General features: G+C 63.5%; 15 protein-coding genes and 3 tRNA genes. 12 read left to right on the top strand and 6 right to left on the bottom strand.

Annotated elements, in window-relative coordinates:
* Positions 1–26: 26 nt before the first annotated feature.
* The 4 genes from ACQ4WR_RS14965 to ACQ4WR_RS14950 form a co-directional block, all read right to left on the bottom strand.
* The gene (locus tag ACQ4WR_RS14965; RefSeq protein ID WP_436488154.1) at positions 27–1,463 is read right to left on the bottom strand and encodes a Dyp-type peroxidase; all 1,437 of its coding nucleotides are present in this window, start codon (positions 1,461–1,463) and stop codon (positions 27–29) included.
* 76 nt (positions 1,464–1,539) lie between these two features.
* The gene (locus ACQ4WR_RS14960; protein ID WP_146012446.1) at positions 1,540–1,998 is read right to left on the bottom strand and encodes a hypothetical protein; all 459 of its coding nucleotides are present in this window, start codon (positions 1,996–1,998) and stop codon (positions 1,540–1,542) included.
* A gap of 284 nt (positions 1,999–2,282) precedes the next feature.
* A complete protein-coding gene (locus tag ACQ4WR_RS14955; protein WP_102296649.1) occupies positions 2,283–3,344 on the bottom strand; it encodes an AI-2E family transporter in 1,062 nt (353 codons plus the stop codon).
* A gap of 203 nt (positions 3,345–3,547) precedes the next feature.
* A complete protein-coding gene (locus tag ACQ4WR_RS14950; protein ID WP_436488151.1) occupies positions 3,548–4,309 on the bottom strand; it encodes a hypothetical protein in 762 nt (253 codons plus the stop codon).
* Between the two features lie 165 nt (positions 4,310–4,474).
* Between ACQ4WR_RS14950 and ACQ4WR_RS14945 the strand changes: the two genes are divergently transcribed.
* Positions 4,475–5,101 (top strand): flavin reductase family protein, encoded by a 627-nt coding sequence (locus tag ACQ4WR_RS14945; RefSeq protein ID WP_436488149.1) that lies wholly within the window; start codon positions 4,475–4,477, stop codon positions 5,099–5,101.
* 9 nt (positions 5,102–5,110) lie between these two features.
* Here ACQ4WR_RS14945 and ACQ4WR_RS14940 read toward each other — a convergent pair whose 3' ends face one another.
* Entirely contained in the window at positions 5,111–5,923 is an 813-nt protein-coding gene (locus ACQ4WR_RS14940) for a FadR/GntR family transcriptional regulator (protein ID WP_102296654.1), read from the bottom strand.
* Positions 5,924–6,112: 189 nt separating this feature from the next.
* On the opposite strand from ACQ4WR_RS14940, the gene ACQ4WR_RS14935 reads away from it, so the two are divergent.
* From ACQ4WR_RS14935 to denD, 6 genes are read left to right on the top strand one after another with little or no spacing between them, the layout of a single operon-like run.
* On the top strand, positions 6,113–7,441 hold the full coding sequence (locus tag ACQ4WR_RS14935) for an MFS transporter (protein ID WP_436488147.1): 1,329 nt from the start codon (positions 6,113–6,115) through the stop codon (positions 7,439–7,441).
* Between the two features lie 14 nt (positions 7,442–7,455).
* Positions 7,456–8,379: an L-threonate dehydrogenase gene (gene ltnD, locus ACQ4WR_RS14930; RefSeq protein WP_436488145.1), complete on the top strand. Its 924-nt coding sequence runs from the start codon at positions 7,456–7,458 to the stop codon at positions 8,377–8,379.
* Complete coding sequence (otnK, locus tag ACQ4WR_RS14925; RefSeq protein WP_436488143.1) at positions 8,376–9,677, top strand: 3-oxo-tetronate kinase; 1,302 nt, start codon at positions 8,376–8,378, stop codon at positions 9,675–9,677. Before ltnD ends, otnK begins: the two co-directional genes overlap by 4 nt.
* The gene (otnC, locus tag ACQ4WR_RS14920; protein WP_102296662.1) at positions 9,674–10,318 is read left to right on the top strand and encodes a 3-oxo-tetronate 4-phosphate decarboxylase; all 645 of its coding nucleotides are present in this window, start codon (positions 9,674–9,676) and stop codon (positions 10,316–10,318) included. The genes otnK and otnC overlap by 4 nt, the downstream gene beginning before the upstream one ends.
* An 18-nt stretch (positions 10,319–10,336) precedes the next feature.
* Positions 10,337–11,128: a 2-oxo-tetronate isomerase gene (otnI, locus tag ACQ4WR_RS14915; RefSeq protein WP_436488141.1), complete on the top strand. Its 792-nt coding sequence runs from the start codon at positions 10,337–10,339 to the stop codon at positions 11,126–11,128.
* A 2-nt stretch (positions 11,129–11,130) separates the two neighbouring features.
* Positions 11,131–12,102, top strand: coding sequence for a D-erythronate dehydrogenase (gene denD, locus ACQ4WR_RS14910; protein ID WP_436488139.1), 972 nt, complete (start codon positions 11,131–11,133; stop codon positions 12,100–12,102).
* 562 nt (positions 12,103–12,664) lie between these two features.
* Here denD and uvrB read toward each other — a convergent pair.
* Positions 12,665–14,752 (bottom strand): excinuclease ABC subunit UvrB, encoded by a 2,088-nt coding sequence (gene uvrB, locus ACQ4WR_RS14905; protein WP_436488137.1) that lies wholly within the window; start codon positions 14,750–14,752, stop codon positions 12,665–12,667.
* 111 nt (positions 14,753–14,863) lie between these two features.
* Between uvrB and ACQ4WR_RS14900 the strand changes: the two genes are divergently transcribed.
* The 5 genes from ACQ4WR_RS14900 to ACQ4WR_RS14880 all read left to right on the top strand — a co-directional run bounded on the left by ACQ4WR_RS14900 (position 14,864) and on the right by ACQ4WR_RS14880 (position 17,113).
* Positions 14,864–16,078, top strand: coding sequence for an amino acid aminotransferase (locus ACQ4WR_RS14900; RefSeq protein WP_436488135.1), 1,215 nt, complete (start codon positions 14,864–14,866; stop codon positions 16,076–16,078).
* Between the two features lie 131 nt (positions 16,079–16,209).
* Positions 16,210–16,285 (top strand) — tRNA-Asn (locus tag ACQ4WR_RS14895).
* Positions 16,286–16,418: 133 nt separating this feature from the next.
* Positions 16,419–16,494, top strand: a tRNA-Asn gene (locus tag ACQ4WR_RS14890).
* Positions 16,495–16,618: 124 nt separating this feature from the next.
* Positions 16,619–16,945 carry a Dabb family protein gene (locus ACQ4WR_RS14885; RefSeq protein WP_436488133.1) on the top strand — a complete coding sequence of 109 codons (327 nt, stop codon included), beginning with the start codon at positions 16,619–16,621 and terminating at the stop codon, positions 16,943–16,945.
* A 92-nt stretch (positions 16,946–17,037) separates the two neighbouring features.
* Positions 17,038–17,113, top strand: a tRNA-Asn gene (locus ACQ4WR_RS14880).
* The last annotated feature ends 24 nt before the right edge of the window (positions 17,114–17,137 follow it).

The following is a 17,137-nucleotide window of genomic DNA, read 5'->3' as shown; positions in this document are numbered from 1 at the left end:
CCGTCCCCCTCCTTGGCCCGCAGAGCCTATCCCAGGCTGGCCAGGTAGCGCAGTCCCGTGATGCTGGGGAAGAAGCAATACACGCCGCCGCGCGTGATGACGCTGCGCGAGAAATGCCGCAGTGTCATATTGCCGCTGCCCTTGGCGCCCACGCCGGGCAAGGTGAAGGAGCTGACGGCCGGGTCGTTGATACCCAGGAACACGTCCTGGCCGCTGATGTTGAGCGTGGCATTGCCCGCCTCGGGACCGGCCGGGCCGACAGCCGATTTGACGAAGGTATCGTCATCGTTCCATTGCTGCATCAGGAATTCGAACTGATTGCGCAGGTTGGCATTGATGAAATAGCCGACCAGTCCCCGCTGCTCTGCGATGGGGGTCACCGGATCATATTCGCTGCCGTAGGGCATGGCGCGCCGCACGATGCGGTGGTGGCTGGCCGAGGTGCCCACGACGCCTTCGTCGCGCGGATTATTGCGCCGGATATGCGCGCCGATCGGGCATTTCAGTCCCAGCGTGTCGTCCAGTTCCGGCTGTTTGGCATCGACATAGTGAAAGTGGTTCAGGCTGGCGTCGGGCAGCACGGGGCCAGGCGCGTCCGGCCTGAGCACGAGCGGATTGCCGTTGCGCCAGCGCCCGCACATCTTGGCCGCCACCATTTCGGTGCTGAGGCCGGAACTGGCTGCGGCCTCGCTCAGGATGTTGTCGAACAGGGCCACGTCCTGCTCCAGGATGCGGAAGGCGGCATAGCTGCCATTGGTGGACAGCTGCGGTGGCTGTACCTGATAGGTGCCGCCGTTTTCATTCGGATAGCCGAGCAGGAATTCCCCCGTCTTGACGCTGTTGAGGGGATCAGGTTCGGACTCGTGCTCGTGCTTGCGTGGCGGGGCACCGTCGACATCCGGCTGGGCGATATTGTCGCGGTAGCCGAAGTGCACGCGGTTGCCTGGCAGGGCCACGCCGTCGTGCACATACAGTTCGCGCCAGCCGGCGGCAAAGGCGCGGCGCAGTGTGGCCGAGGTCGCCTCCAGCACTTCCACCGATTCACTGACCCACAAGCTCAGCAGTGCATGCACCTGGCCCGCCTCGGTGGCCGCCCCCAGGTTGCCGAGCCAGTGTGCGGGGGCGCTGTCGCCCACGTCGCCCACGGCGGCGACGCTGGCCGGATCGGCCGCGCCGCGCTGGAATGCCTGGTCAAAGGTCGCCAGGTCGGCGGCTGCAACGCCCAGCGCAGACAGTCCGGGCGCGGTAAAACTGAGGTTCAGGAAGCACGGCGGCTTCGGGTAGATATGGCGCGCGGTGGTGATCGACGGCAGTCCGTCGCTGCCGTCGAGCAGGGCGGCGATGGTGGCGCGTGCCTGCGCCGCATCCGTGATGCCGAGGATGAAATGGCGCGCCAGGTTGACGCGGTAGCCGCGCAGGATCGTGCCCTGCACGTCGTCGTAATCGATGATGGAATCGGCCATGCTGTCTCTCCGGGGGCTGGGGCTGGGGCTGGCAAGGTGACGGGGCCGCTCGGGCAGCCCCGGCGTGGCGTGCTGCTCAGGTCGAGGCGAGGATCTGCTGGACCGTCTGCGGATAGGCGCTGTACAGGCCCGTGTTGGGCACCTGCTGTGCAGCGTCATTGGCGGTGATGAAGGCTTCGAAAGCGGCCACGTGGTTCGTCACGGGGATCAGCGCCTTGCCGCCGACGACAAACTGCAGCAGCGCGTCGAATACCTCGCCCAGCTGGGCCACGAAATCCTCGATGTAGCCGTTGAAGCTGCCGTCATACTCGGTGATCACGCCGATGACGAGGGTATCGGAAGGCCCTGCCGCGTGAATGCTGGGCAGCAGATTGGCCTGGGCGCGGTCAAACAGGACGAAGCGGGCAAAGTGCACGGTACCGATATCGGTGAGGGCGGCATTGATCTTCGCCTGGTACTCCTGCAGCGCGGCGGCGATGGAGATCGGATTGGTGCCGGGTAGTACCGGCATCATTAAGCACAGTGGATTTGCCATGGCAGGCTCCTCGTTACGTGGTTGTCGGGAGGACCGACACTACGCCGCGGCGCCCACTGCGTCAAAAACTATATTTGCGCTGTTGTTGCTGAAATCACACCATGGCAACATGATAGTTGCCGCGAAAAGCGGTCTCATGTGAATAGTTGCCGGGGCTGGCCGGCGCCCGCGGACACTCTGCCGCCAGGCGGCTCCGGCCTGTTTTGGCCGGCACAAGTAACAGTGCCGGCGGCGCCCGATTCCGGCGCATTTTTTTGTCCGTGCGCGGCAGCTGGCGGCCGGCGTCAGTCCTCGGCCTGGAATTCGCTGGCCGAGACAAACAGGTCCCACGAGGCGATGAACAGGGCCGCCACCACGGGACCGATGACGAAGCCGTTCAGGCCGAACAGGGCCATGCCGCCCACGGTCGACAGCAGCACCACGTAGTCTGGCATCTTGGTATCTTTTCCCACCAGAACGGGGCGCAGCACGTTGTCGACCAGCCCGATGACGAAGACGCCGAACGCAGCCAGCCCCGCGCCTTGCCAGATGGCGCCGGTGGCCAGGAAGTAGACGGCGACGGGCGCCCAGACGAGGGCGGCGCCGACGGCGGGCAGCAGCGACAGGAAAGCCATCAGCACGGCCCACAGCAGGGGCGCGGGCACGTCGAGGAACCAGAAGGCCAGGCCGCCCAGCGCGCCCTGGGCGATCGCCACCAGGATGTTGCCCTTCACGGTGGCGCGGATCACGGTGGTGAAATTGGTGAACAGGCGCTGCTTGTACTTGCGGCTCAGCGGCACGGCGTCGCGGATGCGGGCCGACAGGGTCGAGCCATCGCGCATGAGGAAGAACAGCAGGTACAGCATGATGCACAGGCTGGTAAGGAATTCAAACGTGTACAGGCCCACATTGATGGCTTTGACGGCTACCACCTGGCTGACCTGCTTGGCGCCATCGGCCAGCTTGTCCTGCAGGCTCGCCAGGCTGGACAGGTTGAAGCGTTCGAGCAGGTTGATCAGCCATTGCGGCAGCACGGCCATGATCTTGTTGAAGAACATGCCGACCGTGATTTCGCCCGAGCGCACCATCTCCACCACGCCCGCCGCCTGGTTCACCAGCGACACGGAAATGAGCGACAGGGGCAGGATGACGATGACGATGATGAGCAGCAAGGTCAGCAGCGAAGCGAGGCCCGCGCGTCCTTTGGTCTTGCGCAGCAGCCAGCGGTAGACGGGCGCAAACAGGATTGCCAGCACCACGCCCCAGAAGATGGCGCCCGCATACGGCGCCAGTATCCAGCCGAAGCCGATGGTGACGATGCTCAGCAGGAGCAGGAACACTTTCTGGTGCAGCGTAAGGGTAGGCATGGCGGTAGCGGAATGATAATGGTTGAGTTGCCCCATCATAAGCGAGGCCCGGGGATGGGGGCTACACAAATGTGGCCTTGCGTGCGGCATGCCACATGTGCCAGACAAAGGCGGCGTTGCAAAAAATGCGCCAATCCAGATGCGCAGGCGCTGGGACAAACATGTCCACGCGAAGGTGCTGCATTGCCGCTGTATTAACCGCGTTAAAACCGGATGGGACAAGGCGCCGCCGTCCCTTCGCCAAAACCGGCGTAGCCGGATCGCGCGCTGAGGTTCAGCGACATGCTGCCCTTGTCCGGCAAATAGATGCAGTATTCGCCGGTCGCCGTGATGACGCGGTAGATGCGCTTGGGATCGTTCGGCGCGCTCCACAATTCGATGCGGGCCGCTTCGAACCACTTCGGCTTGACCGCCGCATGCGCTTGCGCGAAGCCTTTCGCCAGGCGCGTCTGCGCCGTATCGGGCGGCGCCACGAACTCCTGCGGATGCTCGGCGCGCAACTGGCGGTCGATGGCGCCGGCGGCCAGCAAGGCCTGCTGCGCCAGCGACCCGGAGGGTGTCTTTGGCGCGGCAGGCGCCGCTTCGGCCAGCCAGTCAACGTCTGGTGGCTTGGTTTGCGTCGATGCTTGCGCCGATGCCGGCGGCGCGGGGGGCACCGCATCCTTTGGGGGCGACACGTTCGGCGCACTGGCGGGGCGGGCCGGCAGGCGGTGCATGGTGACAGGCGGCGGCGCGCGCCTGATGGGAGGAATGTATTTGCTTGCCGGCGGCAATGCCGGTATCAATTGCAGCCAGACCCGGTCGTCGTGCTCCAGTCCCCTGTGTACCGGCCGCGTTGCGGCCCAGAACAGTGCCAGGTGCAGCACGACAATCGCGGCAATGGTGCGGCCCTGTGGCCGCCGGCCGAGAGAAAAAGCATGCTTTTGTAGTGCAAGGTCGCTGCGCATCTGTTCCACGCTTGCCATGATGAAGGGATCCCAGTATGCAAATTTACAACAGCGCTGTAAACAGCTTTCGGCCAGAGCGCGGATGACGCCACCCTGGGTACCGGAAAGCGCGCCCGTGCGGTGATTTTGGTAAGCTGTCATTCCAGGCGCCCATCCCCGGCGCCGTTTACTTCAGGAATCCGCGTGGCCGAGCCTATCCATTTTTACGAACCTGCGCGGGGCCATGGCTTGCCGCACGATCCCTTCAACGCCATCGTCGGGCCGCGGCCCATCGGCTGGATCGCCACCCGCAGCGGCGGGGGCGTGCTCAACCTGGCGCCGTACAGCTTTTTCAACGCCTTCAATTACACGCCGCCGCTGATCGGTTTTTCCAGCATCGGCCGCAAGGACACCTTGCGCAATATCGAAGAAACAGGCGAATTCGTGTGGAACCTGGCCACGCGTCCGCTGGCCGACGCCATGAACGCCAGTTGCGCGCCGGCGCCGCCCGAGGTCGATGAATTCGCGCTGGCCGGCCTGACGCCGGCCGCTTCGCGCATCGTCAAGGTGCCGAGGGTGGCGGAAAGCCCCGTGTCGTTCGAATGCCGGCGCACGCAGATCATCGAACTGCAGGGCGCGAACGGCGACGGCGTCGGCAGCTGGCTGGTGCTCGGTGAAGTGGTGGGCGTGCATATCGCGCGCCATCTGCTGGTCGAGGGCGTGTATGACACGGCGGCCGCCGCGCCGATATTGCGTGGCGGCGGGCCGGCCGATTATTTCGAGATCGGCCCGGACAGCCTGTTCCACATGCGCCGGCCCGGCTATCCCTGAACCCGCGCGTTATTTCTGCATGATGGGATCGCGTCCCAGGGTGCGCGCCAGCGCGCCGCCGTCGCCGCGCCAGAATTCGCGGTCGGCCAGGCGCACCCGCTCGGCCGCGTGCTGCATGTGTTCCATGGCCGCCTGGCGCGCCAGCTGCGGGTCGCCGGCGGCGATGGCTTGCACGATCTTTTCATGTTCGCGCCGCACCTCGATGGAAAAGTCCGTGCGCCGCGCTTCGTTCGCGCGCGTCACCTTGACGGCCGAGCGGATCGGGTCGGCGAACATGGCGACGAATTTCGGCCAGTAGGGATTGCCCGTCGCTTCGGCGATGCACAGATGCAGGCGCACGTCTTCTTCCACGCCGTCGACGCCCGCCGCCACCGCTTCCTCGATGCGCCGCAGCGCGTGCTCAATGTCGGCCAGCTGGCCCGGCGTGCGGCGCACTGCCGCCAGCGCGGCGATTTCCGCTTCCAGTCCCTGGCGCACTTCGATCAGGTTCAGCAGCGATTGCACCGATTGCTCCGTCAGCGCGTCGCCCCGTTCGCCGGCCTTCGCGCCATCCTGCGCGCAGACGAAGGTGCCGCTGCCCTTGCGCGTGACGAGGATGCCTTCGGCCTGCAGCAGGGCGATGGCTTCGCGCAGCACCGTGCGGCTCACGCCGAAATGTTCGGCCATCGCCTGTTCCGATGGCAGGCGCGTGCCGGCGGCCAGGCCATCGTGCTGGAGCTGCTGGCGCAAGCGGGCCGCTACCCGCGCACCCAGGGTGCCGGTGGTGAAGCTGCCTGCAGCGGGCTCCGGCGCGGGGAGGGTGAAGCTGAACGTGCGGTCCATCGGGTGCATCCTTGCGCTAACGGTTTTCAAATGGCATTACCTGCTTGCCATTATATGGAATATACAGCTTGACACACATAAAACACACACATAATATACATCCATACAAATTTTAGACAAGTTGCCAGCCACCTCCCGTGGACCATAAAAACCCGGCACGGTCGATCCCCCAGCGATCAGGAGACAAGCATGGACGTATCACAAGCATTGCCCGGGCAGCCGGCAGGCGCCGCCGCCAGCCAGAAAATCATCGATGACGCCGTCTACCGCAAGGTGACCTGGCGCATCATCCCCTTCCTCATGCTGTGCTACATCGTCGCTTACCTCGACCGTGTGAACGTGGGCTTCGCCAAGCTGCAGATGCTGGCCGACCTGCAGTTTTCCGAAACTGTGTATGGCCTGGGCGCCGGCGTGTTCTTCCTCGGTTACTTCCTGTTCGAAGTACCCAGCAATGTGATGCTGCATAAAATCGGCGCACGCGTGTGGATCGCCCGCATCATGATCACCTGGGCCATCATCTCGGGCGCCTTCATGTTCGTCACCACGCCGACCATGTTCTACATCATGCGCTTCCTGCTCGGCGTGGCCGAAGCGGGCTTCTTCCCCGGCATCATCCTGTACCTGACCTACTGGTATCCGTCCGAGCGCCGCGCACGCATGGTCTGCACCTTCATGGCGGCCATTCCCGTGGCGGGCCTGATCGGCGGCCCGCTGTCGGGCTGGATCATGGAAACCTTCGCCGGCGTGCATGGCTATGCGGGCTGGCAGTGGATGTTCGTGCTCGAAGCCATCCCCGCCGTGATCATGGGTGTGGCCGTGCTGCTCTACCTCGATAACAGCATCCGCGCCGCCAAGTGGCTGACGGAAGAAGAAAAAGTCATCCTCGAGCAGCGCATCGCCACGGAAGCGAAGGGCAAGGTGTCGCACCCGTCGATCCGCGCCATGTTCGCCGATCCGCGCATCTGGGTCATGGCCCTGATTTATTTCTGCTGCGTGATGGGCCAGTATTCGCTGACGTTCTGGCTGCCCAGCCTGATCAAGGCGGCCGGCGTGACGGGCGTGCTCAATATCGGTTTGTTTACCGCGATTCCCTATTCGTTTGCCGTGGCCACGATGATTTTGCTGGGCCGCAGTTCGGATAAATACCGCGAACGCCGCTGGCACATGGCCATCCCGCTGGTCATCGGCGCCGCCGCCATCGTCTGCAGCGCGCTGGCCGGCGCCCATAACACGGGCTGGGCCATCTTCTTCCTGACGATCGCCGCCGGCGGCATCCTGGCTGCCTCGCCCATGTTCTGGAGCTTGCCGACGGCCTTCCTCGGTGGCGTCTCTGCCGCCGCCGGTATCGCCGCCATCAATTCGGTGGGCAACCTGGCAGGTTTCGCGGCGCCTTACATGATCGGCTCGATCAAGGATTTGACGCAGTCGACCGACATCGCCATCTACCTGCTGGCGGCCATCCTGGTGATCGGCGCCATCATCATCATGCGCGTGCCGGCCAAGCTGGTGAACAAATAAAACTGGAGTAGCAGATGAACGTAGCAATCAAAAAAGTAGGTGTGATCGGCCTGGGTGCCATGGGCATGGGCATCGCCCAATCCCTGCTGCGCAGCGGCTTCGAGGTGCATGCCTGCGACGTGCGTCACGAGACCGTGCAAGCGCTGGCAGACAAGGGCGCCCATGCGGCGCAGTCGCCGGCCGCGCTGGCGGCGCAGGTGCAAGCCTTGCTGATCGTCGTCGTCAACGCACAGCAGACGGAAGCCGTGCTGTTTGGCGAGCAGGGTGCGGCCAGCGCCCTGGCGCCGGGCAGCGTGGTGATTGCCTGCGCCACCGTGGCGCCGGAGTTTGCCGAGGCGCTCGGCACGCGCCTGGCAGGCATGGGGCTGCGCTTCATCGATGCGCCCATTTCCGGCGGCGCGGCCAAGGCGCAAGCCGGCGAGATGTCCGTGATGGCAGCCGGCGCGCCCGAGGCATTCGATGCCTGCGCCGGCATCTTCGACGCCATCTGCGCGAAGTTGTACCGCCTGGGCGAACAGCCGGGGCAGGGCTCGAAAGTCAAGATGATCAACCAGCTGCTGGCCGGGGTGCACATCGCCGCCGCCGCCGAAGCGATGGCGCTGGGCTTGCGCGCCGGCTGCGACCCGGAGGCGCTGTACGAAGTGATTTCAAACAGCGCCGGCAGTTCCTGGATGTTCCAGAACCGGGTGCCGCATATTTTGAAGGGCGACTACACGCCGCTGTCGGCCGTGAATATTTTTGTGAAAGATCTCGGCATCGTGCTCGATTACGCGAAAAAAAGCGTGTTCCCGTTGCCGCTGTCGGCCACGGCGCACCAGATGTTCATGCAGGCGTCGGCAGCAGGTTTTGGCGGCGAGGACGACTCGGCCGTCATCAAGACTTTCCCGGGCATCGACCTGCCGGTGCAAGCATCACTGAATCAAGAGGAACCATCATGACCGTACTACTGGGATGTATCGCCGACGATTTCACGGGTGGCACCGACCTGGCCGGCATGCTGGTCAAGGCCGGCATGCGCACGGTGCAGCTGATCGGCGTGCCGCAAGGTCCGCCGCCGGCCGACGTCGACGCAGTCATCATCGCGCTCAAGTCGCGCACGAATGCACCCGAGGACGCCGTGGCCGAATCGCTGGCGGCCTTGCGCTGGCTGCAGCAGGCCGGATGCAAGCAGTTCTACTTCAAATACTGCTCCACCTTCGACTCCACGCCACGCGGCAATATCGGTCCCGTGGCCGAGGCGCTGATACAGGCGCTGGACACGGATTTCACCATCGCCTGCCCGGCATTCCCCGCCAACGGCCGCACCATTTACAAGGGCAACCTGTTTGTCGGCGACGTGCCACTGGCCGAATCAGGCATGCGCGAGCATCCGCTGACGCCGATGACGGATTCAAACCTGGTGCGCGTGCTGCAGCAGCAGGTGCAAGGCAAGGTGGGCCTGGCCGACTACGGCGTGGTGGAGAAGGGCGCCGCCGCCATCGCCCAGCGCTTCACGGACTTGCGCGGCCAGGGCTGCCATTTCGCCGTCGTCGATGCTGTCTCGAACCGCGACCTGGAAGCCATCGGCGCCGCCTGCGCGGACTTGAAGCTGATCACGGGCGGCTCCGGCATTGCGCTGGGACTGCCGCAGAATTTCCGCCAGCGGGGGCAATTGGCGCCATCGCCCGCCAGCCAGGCGGGACGCCTGCCGCCGCCGACAGGCCTGCGCGCCGTGATCTCGGGCAGCTGCTCGGTGGCCACGCAGCAGCAGGTGGCGCATTTGCGTGAACTGGTCCCTTCGTTCCACGTCGACCCTCTGCAGCTGGCGGCCGGCGGCGAGGTGGTCGACGCCGTGGTGGAGCAGGCGTTGGCCTGGGCTGGCGCACAACTGGCGCAAGGTCCTGTGCTGATCTATGCCACGGCCACGCCGGATGCCGTGCGCGCCGTGCAGGCGCAGCTGGGCGTGGAGCGGGCCGGCGCGCTCGTCGAGGAAACCCTGGCCGCCATCGCGCAAGGCCTGGTGCGCCTGGGCGTGGGACAGTTGATCGTCGCCGGCGGCGAAACCTCGGGTGCGGTGGTGAAAGCGCTGGGCGTGGCGGGCTTGCGCATCGGCCCCGAAATCGACCCTGGCGTGCCGTGGACGCAAGCCTTGCCTGCATTGGGTGACGATGGCGCGGCGCCGCTGGCGCTGGCGCTCAAGTCCGGCAATTTCGGCACGGTCGATTTCTTCAGCAAAGCGTGGCAGGTGCTGGCATGAGCAGCAGCGAATCGCGCCAGCGCGAGCAGATCGTCGACTTCGGCAAGTCGCTGTACGAGCGTGGCCTGACGGCGGGCAGCAGCGGCAACCTGAGCGTGCGCCTGGATGACGGCTGGCTGCTCACGCCGACGAATGCCAGCCTGGGACGGCTCGATCCAGCGCAATTGTCCAAGCTCGATTGGGACGGCAAGCTGATCAGCGGGGCGCCGCCATCAAAAGAGGCGTTCCTGCACCGCGCCATGTACGCGGAGCGGCGCGGCGCGGGCGCCATCGTGCACTTGCACTCGACGCACTCGGCTGCCGTGTCGTGCATGTGCGGCTTGAACCATGACGACTGCATCCCGCCCCTCACGCCCTACTTTGTGATGAAGGTGGGGCGCCTGCCTCTGGTGCCGTATCACCGTCCGGGCGACCCGGCGCTGGCCGGCGCCATCAGCGCCATGGCGCGCAAGCATTCGGCCGTGCTGCTGGCCAATCACGGTCCCGTCGTCTCGGGCAGCAGCCTGGAAGCGGCAGTGTATGCGGCCGAGGAACTGGAAGAGACGGCCAAGCTGTTCCTGCTGCTGCGCGACGTGCCCACGCGCCCGCTCGACGCGGCGCAGATCGCCGACCTGAAACACACATTCAAACTCGACATATAAGAGATCCAGGAGACCCGCATGCCCCGCTTTGCCGCCAATCTGACCATGATGTTCAACGAAGTGCCGTTCCCGCAGCGCTTTGCCGCCGCCGCGCAAGCGGGTTTTAAAGGCGTCGAATTCCTTTTTCCGTATGACCACGCGCCGCAGGAAGTGGCCGGCTGGCTGCGCCAGCACGGTTTGACAAATGTGCTGTTCAACCTGCCGCCGGGCGACTGGGCGGCAGGCGAGCGGGGCATCGCCTCGCTGCCCGGCCGCGAAGAAGAATTTCGGCTTGGGGTGTCGCGCGCCATCGACTATGCGCTGGCGCTGGGCACCCCGCGCGTGCACATGATGGCGGGACTGCTGCCCGTCGGTGCCGACGTCAACCTGCACCGCGCCACCTACCTGGCCAACCTGCAGTACGCAGCCAGGGCCGTGGGCCAGCATGGCATCGAACTCTTGATCGAGCCGATCAACGGCCGCGACATGCCTGGCTACTTCCTTGTCACGCAGGCGCAGGGCCACGCGCTGCGCCTGGAGTCGGGCCAGCCCAACGTCAAGGTGCAGATGGATTTTTATCACGCGCAGATCGTCGAGGGCGATATCGCCATGACGTTCAGGAACAACTTCGATGGCATCGGCCATGTGCAGATCGCCAGCGTCCCGGCGCGCAATGAACCGGACGATGGCGAAGTCAATTACCCATATCTGTACACCCTGCTGGATGAACTGGGCTACGAGGGCTGGATCGGCTGCGAATACCGTCCGCGCGGGCGCACCGAGGATGGCCTGGGCTGGCTGGCCGCATACCACAACAAACAAGGAGCATGAAAATGAAAGTACTGATTACCGGCGGCGCCGGTTTCCTGGGCCAGCGCCTGGCGCGCCAGTTGCTGGCGCAAGGCCAGCTGACGGACAGCCACGGCCAGGTGCAAACGATACGCGAGCTGGTACTGGTCGACGTGGTGGCCGCGCATGACTTCAACGACGCGCGCGTGACAGTCGTCACGGGCGACATCGCCGACGGCGCCTTGATGCGCGCCACCATCGACGCGCAGACCACATCGATCTTCCACCTGGCCGCCATCGTCAGCGGCCAGGCGGAAGCCGATTTCGAGCTGGGCATGCGCATCAACCTGGACGCGTCGCGGCTGCTGCTCGACATCTGCCGTGAACTGGGGCACAAGCCGAAAGTGGTGTTTACCAGTTCCGTGGCCGTCTACGGCGGCAAGCTGCCGGATGTGGTGCAGGATACGACGGCCTTGAACCCGCAGTCGTCGTACGGCGCGCAAAAAGCCATCGGCGAATTGCTGCTCAACGATTACAGCCGGCGCGGCTTTGTCGATGGCCGCGTGCTGCGCCTGCCGACCATCAGCGTGCGCCCGGGCAAACCGAACAAGGCGGCATCTTCGTTCGCCAGCGGCATCATCCGCGAACCGCTGAATGGCGAGGCGGCCGTGTGCCCCGTGTCCACCGATCTGCGTCTGTGGCTGCTGTCGCCGCGCGGCGCCATCGCCTCGCTGATCGCCGGCCACGAACTGGCGGGCGAGGCGTTCGGCGCCAGCCGCACGGTGAACTTGCCGGGCTTGAGCGTGAGCGTGGGCAAGATGATCGCCGCGCTGGAAGCAGTGGCCGGCAGCGAAGTAACAAAGCGCATCAGCTACGCGCCAGACGCCGCCATCGAGCGCATCGTCAAGAGCTGGCCCGGCGCCTGGGATACCAGCCGCGCCGAAGCACTGGGCTTGACGGCCGATGCGGATTTCGCCGCCATCATTCGCGCTTACATGGATGACGTGAAGGCATGAAGCCGCGTAATCCGACACCACCAGCGCCAACAATGTTGTCGGATTACGCTGGCCTGGTGGCCAGCTAATCCGACCTACGCATGGTTTATTTGCCCAGTATCGATGCGACATTGTCGGTGCCGGGTGCACCGAACAGTTGCTGCTTGAGGATGTGCAGCTGGTCGCGCACCTGCGCCGCCCCACGCGGACGACGTGAAGGCATGCAGCCGCGTAGGTCGGATTAGCGGCGGTACGCCGCGTAATCCGACACCATCGCCAGCGCCAACAATGTTGTCGGATTACGCTGGCCTGGTGGCCAGCTAATCCGACCAACGCATGGCGTGGTATTCATTTTCCAAGGATGGACGCCACATTGTCGGTGCCGGGTGCGCCGAACAGCTGCTGCTTGAGGATCTGCAGCTGGTCGCGCACCTGCGCCGCCCCATGCGGATGACGTGAAGGCATGCAGCCACGTAGGTCGGATTAGCGGCAAGGCCGCGTAATCCGACACCATCACCAGCGCCAACAATGTTGTCGGATTACGGCCCGCAGGGCCTAATCCGACCTACGCATGGCGTGGTATTCATTTTCCAAGGATAGACGCCACATTGTCGGTGCCGGGGGCGCCGAACAGCTGCTGCTTGAGGATGTGCAGCTGGTCGCGCACCTGCGCCGCTTTTTCGAACTCCAGGTTCTTGGCGTGGTCGACCATCAGTTTTTCCAGGCGCTTGATTTCCTTGCTGACCTGTTTCTCGCTCATCGATTCGAACTTCGCCGCTTCCTGCGCCACTTGCAGGGTTTCCCGCGCTTCCTGCGGGCTGTAGACGCCGTCGATCATTTCGCGGATCGATTTTTTGACGCCGATCGGGATGATGTTGTTCTCCGTATTGAAGGCGATCTGCTTGGCGCGGCGGCGTTCCGTCTCGTCGATGGCGCGGCGCATGGAGTCCGTGATGCGGTCGCCGTACAAGATCGCCGTGCCGTTCAGGTTACGCGCGGCGCGGCCGATGGTCTGGATCAGGCTGCGCTCGGAACGCAAAAAGCCTTCCTTGTCCGCGTCGAGGATGGCCACCAGCGACACTTCCGGCAAGTCCAGGCCTTCGCGCAGCAAGTTGATCCCCACCAGCACGTCGAAGGTGCCCAGGCGCAGGTCGCGCAGGATTTCCACGCGCTCCACCGTCTCGATATCGCTGTGCAGGTAGCGTACCTTGATGCCGTGGTCGCCCAGGTATTCCGTCAATTGCTCGGACATGCGTTTGGTGAGGGTCGTCACCAGCACGCGCTCGTCCTTCTTGATGCGCTCGACGATTTCCGACATCAGGTCGTCCACCTGGCTGCTGGCCGGGCGCACGATGATCTGCGGGTCGACCAGGCCGGTGGGCCGCACCACCTGCTCGACCACCTGGTCGGAATGCGTCTTTTCGTATTCGGCCGGGGTGGCCGAGACGAACACGGTCTGGCGCATCTTCTGTTCGAATTCCTCGAATTTCAAGGGCCGGTTGTCGAGCGCCGACGGCAGGCGGAAGCCGTAATCGACCAGGTTCGTCTTGCGCGAACGGTCGCCGTTGTACATGGCGCTCAGCTGGCCCGTCAGCACGTGTGACTCGTCGAGGAACATCAGGGCGTCGGGCGGCAGATAGTCGACCAGGGTCGGCGGCGGTTCGCCCGGCAAGGCGCCGGACAGGTGGCGCGAGTAGTTCTCGATGCCTTTCGTAAAACCGATTTCCGCCATCATTTCCAGGTCGAAGCGCGTGCGCTGTTCCAGCCGCTGTTCCTCGATCAGTTTATTTTCCTTGCGGAAAAACTCCAGGCGCTCGCGCAGCTCGTCCTTGATGGTTTCCACGGCGCGCAGCACGGTGGAGCGGGGCGTTACATAGTGCGAACCCGGATACACGGTGAAGCGGGGGATCTTTTGCCGTACGCGGCCCGTCAGCGGGTCGAACAGCTGGATCGATTCGATCTCGTCGTCGAACATTTCCAGGCGCACGGCCAGCTCCGCATGCTCGGCGGGGAAGATGTCGATGGTATCGCCGCGCACGCGGAAGGTGCCGCGGCCGAAATCGACTTCGTTGCGCGTGTACTGCATCTGGATCAGGCGCGCGATGACGTCGCGCTGGGCGACCCTGTCTTTTACACGCAACGTCAAAATCATCTGGTGATATTCGTTCGGGTTACCGATACCGTAGATGGCCGAGACGGTGGCCACGATGATGACGTCGCGCCGTTCCATCAGCGACTTGGTGCACGACAGGCGCATCTGTTCGATATGCTCGTTGATCGACGAGTCCTTTTCGATGAACAGGTCGCGCTGCGGCACGTAGGCTTCCGGCTGGTAGTAGTCGTAGTAGCTGACGAAGTATTCGACCGCATTCTGCGGGAAAAAGTCGCGGAACTCGCTGTACAGCTGCGCCGCCAGGGTCTTGTTCGGGGCGAAAACGATGGCCGGACGGCCCATGCGCGCGATGACGTTGGCCATGGTGTAGGTCTTGCCCGAACCGGTCACGCCCAGCAGGGTCTGGAAGGCCAGGCCATCGGAAATCCCCTCGGATAATTGGGCGATCGCCGTCGGCTGGTCACCGGCCGGAGGGAAGGGCTGGTGCAGCTTGAAGGGGGAGTCCGGGAAAGAGATAATTGCGCTTTCCGCCTCGCTGGCGGTAGATAATTCGGGCATGTGAATCAGACCTTTGTTAGAATAGTGCTCTGCTGGCGGCCCTGGCGTTGTATTTGGGGCGCTGTCTACAACTCCGCTGTGAACCTGCTTCCAATCGAATCCAATCTTATCATGACGAACCCAACTGTTTCTGCCAGTCTGTTTAGCGCCATCGAGATGGCCCCACGCGACCCGATCCTGGGCATCACCGAAGCATTTAACGCGGACCAGAATCCCGCCAAAATCAATCTGGGCGTTGGCGTCTATTATGACGACAACGGCAAGGTGCCTCTGTTAGCTTGCGTACGCAAGGCGGAAGCCATCCTGATCGAACAGGCAGCCCCACGCACCTACTTGCCTATCGAAGGCCTTGCCGCCTACGACAAGGCTGTGCAAGAACTCGTATTTGGCGCCGATAGCGCCGTAATTCAAGAGCGCCGCGCCGTCACCGTGCAAGCCATCGGCGGCACGGGCGCACTGAAGATCGGTGCCGACTTCCTGCAGCGCTTCGCGCCGGGCGCGCAAGTCTACATCAGCGACCCAAGCTGGGAAAACCACCGCGCGCTGTTTGAAAACGCCGGTTTCGTCGTGAATAACTACAGCTACTACGATGCCGCCACCCACGGCGTGAACTTCGACGGCATGCTGGCCAGCCTGAACGCCATGCCAGCCGGCTCAATCGTCGTGCTGCACGCCTGCTGCCACAACCCGACAGGCGCCGACCTGAGCGTGGCCCAGTGGGATCAGATCATCAGCGTGGTGACCTCGCGCGGCCTGGTGCCGTTCCTGGACATGGCGTATCAAGGCTTCGCCAACGGCATCGCCGAAGACGGCGCCGTGGTGCGCCGCTTCGCCGACGCGGGCGGCCCGCTGCTGGTGTCGAACTCGTTCTCGAAATCGTTCTCGCTGTACGGCGAGCGCGTGGGCGCCCTGAGCGTTGTCGCCGCCAGCGCCGACGAAGCGGCCCGTTTGCTGTCGCAATTGAAACGTGTCGTGCGCACCAACTACTCGAACCCGCCAGTACACGGCGGCAAGGTCGTCGCCACCGTGCTGGCCACGCCGGAACTGCGCCAGCTGTGGGAAGAGGAACTGGCCGGCATGCGCGTGCGCATCCGCGAAATGCGCAATGCCTTCGTGGAAAAACTGAAAGCCAAGGCGCCAGGCCACGATTTCGAATTCGTGCGCCAGCAGATCGGCATGTTCTCGTACTCCGGTCTGACCAAGGAGCAGGTGGCGTCGCTGCGCGAGCAATCGATCTACGCCGTCGACACGGGCCGCATCTGCGTGGCAGCATTGAATTCGCGCAATATCGACATCGTGATTGACGCGATCGCCAAAGTGCTTTAAGATCTTGCTTCTTCGGCGCTGCATGCAAGTGCGGCGCTGATGGCGGTAGAAAGTCGGCGATGGCCGTGTTTGGCATGATGGTGTATCAGTCTTGCACATACGGAATAAACGACATATAATATTGCCTCTTTTCCCTGATAGCTCAGTTGGTAGAGCGACGGACTGTTAATCCGCAGGTCCCTGGTTCGAGTCCAGGTCGGGGAGCCAGAATTCGAAAGGCCATGTTGAAAAACGTGGCCTTTTTTGTTTCCTGCCAGCGGTATCGGTGGGAGGCAAGATAAGATTTTCCCTATGGAAATCTAGACAAGTGCAAGTTCGCCCTATATAATACGGCCTCTTTTCCCTGATAGCTCAGTTGGTAGAGCGACGGACTGTTAATCCGCAGGTCCCTGGTTCGAGTCCAGGTCGGGGAGCCAGAATTCGGAAGGCCATGTTGAAAAACATGGCCTTTTTTGTTTTCCACCCCGGCAACAGTGGCCCGCCGGTGTGTTTCGGTGTTTTGCGTTATCCTGAACGCATCCCGATAGGAGAACTCCCGCCATGACCTGTGCCACCGCCTTGCGCCATATCGTCCTGTGTGACTTTCTTGATGAGCTGACTCCTGCCAGGCATGCCGAGCTGGTCTATGAATTTTCGCAGCTGAAACACCGCATTCCCGGCGTGCTGCAATTTGAGTGGGGGCCGAATGTCAGCCCGGAAGGCCTCGACGACGGTTTTACGGATTGCTTTACACTTACCTTCGATGGCGCTGCCGCGCGCGATATCTACCTGACGCATCCGGCGCACCTGGCTTTTGTCGAGCTGCTCAAGCCTTGGCTGGGCAGGGTGCTGGTGTTTGATTATCACCCGCAGGAAACTCCTGGCTGAGCGACGGCGGCATTCATGAGGGAAAAATAATCCACATTTTGCAGGGAAGATCTGGACAGTTGAAAAATTGCCCTATAAAATGCGGCCTCTTTTCCCTGATAGCTCAGTTGGTAGAGCGACGGACTGTTAATCCGCAGGTCCCTGGTTCGAGTCCAGGTCGGGGAGCCAGAACACGCAGTAGCAGAAAGCCCA

This window comes from Janthinobacterium amylolyticum (assembly GCF_051380655.1).
In the GTDB taxonomy this organism is placed as follows: Bacteria; Pseudomonadota; Gammaproteobacteria; order Burkholderiales; family Burkholderiaceae_D; genus Janthinobacterium.
This window is presented reverse-complemented; position numbering and strand designations above follow the sequence as displayed.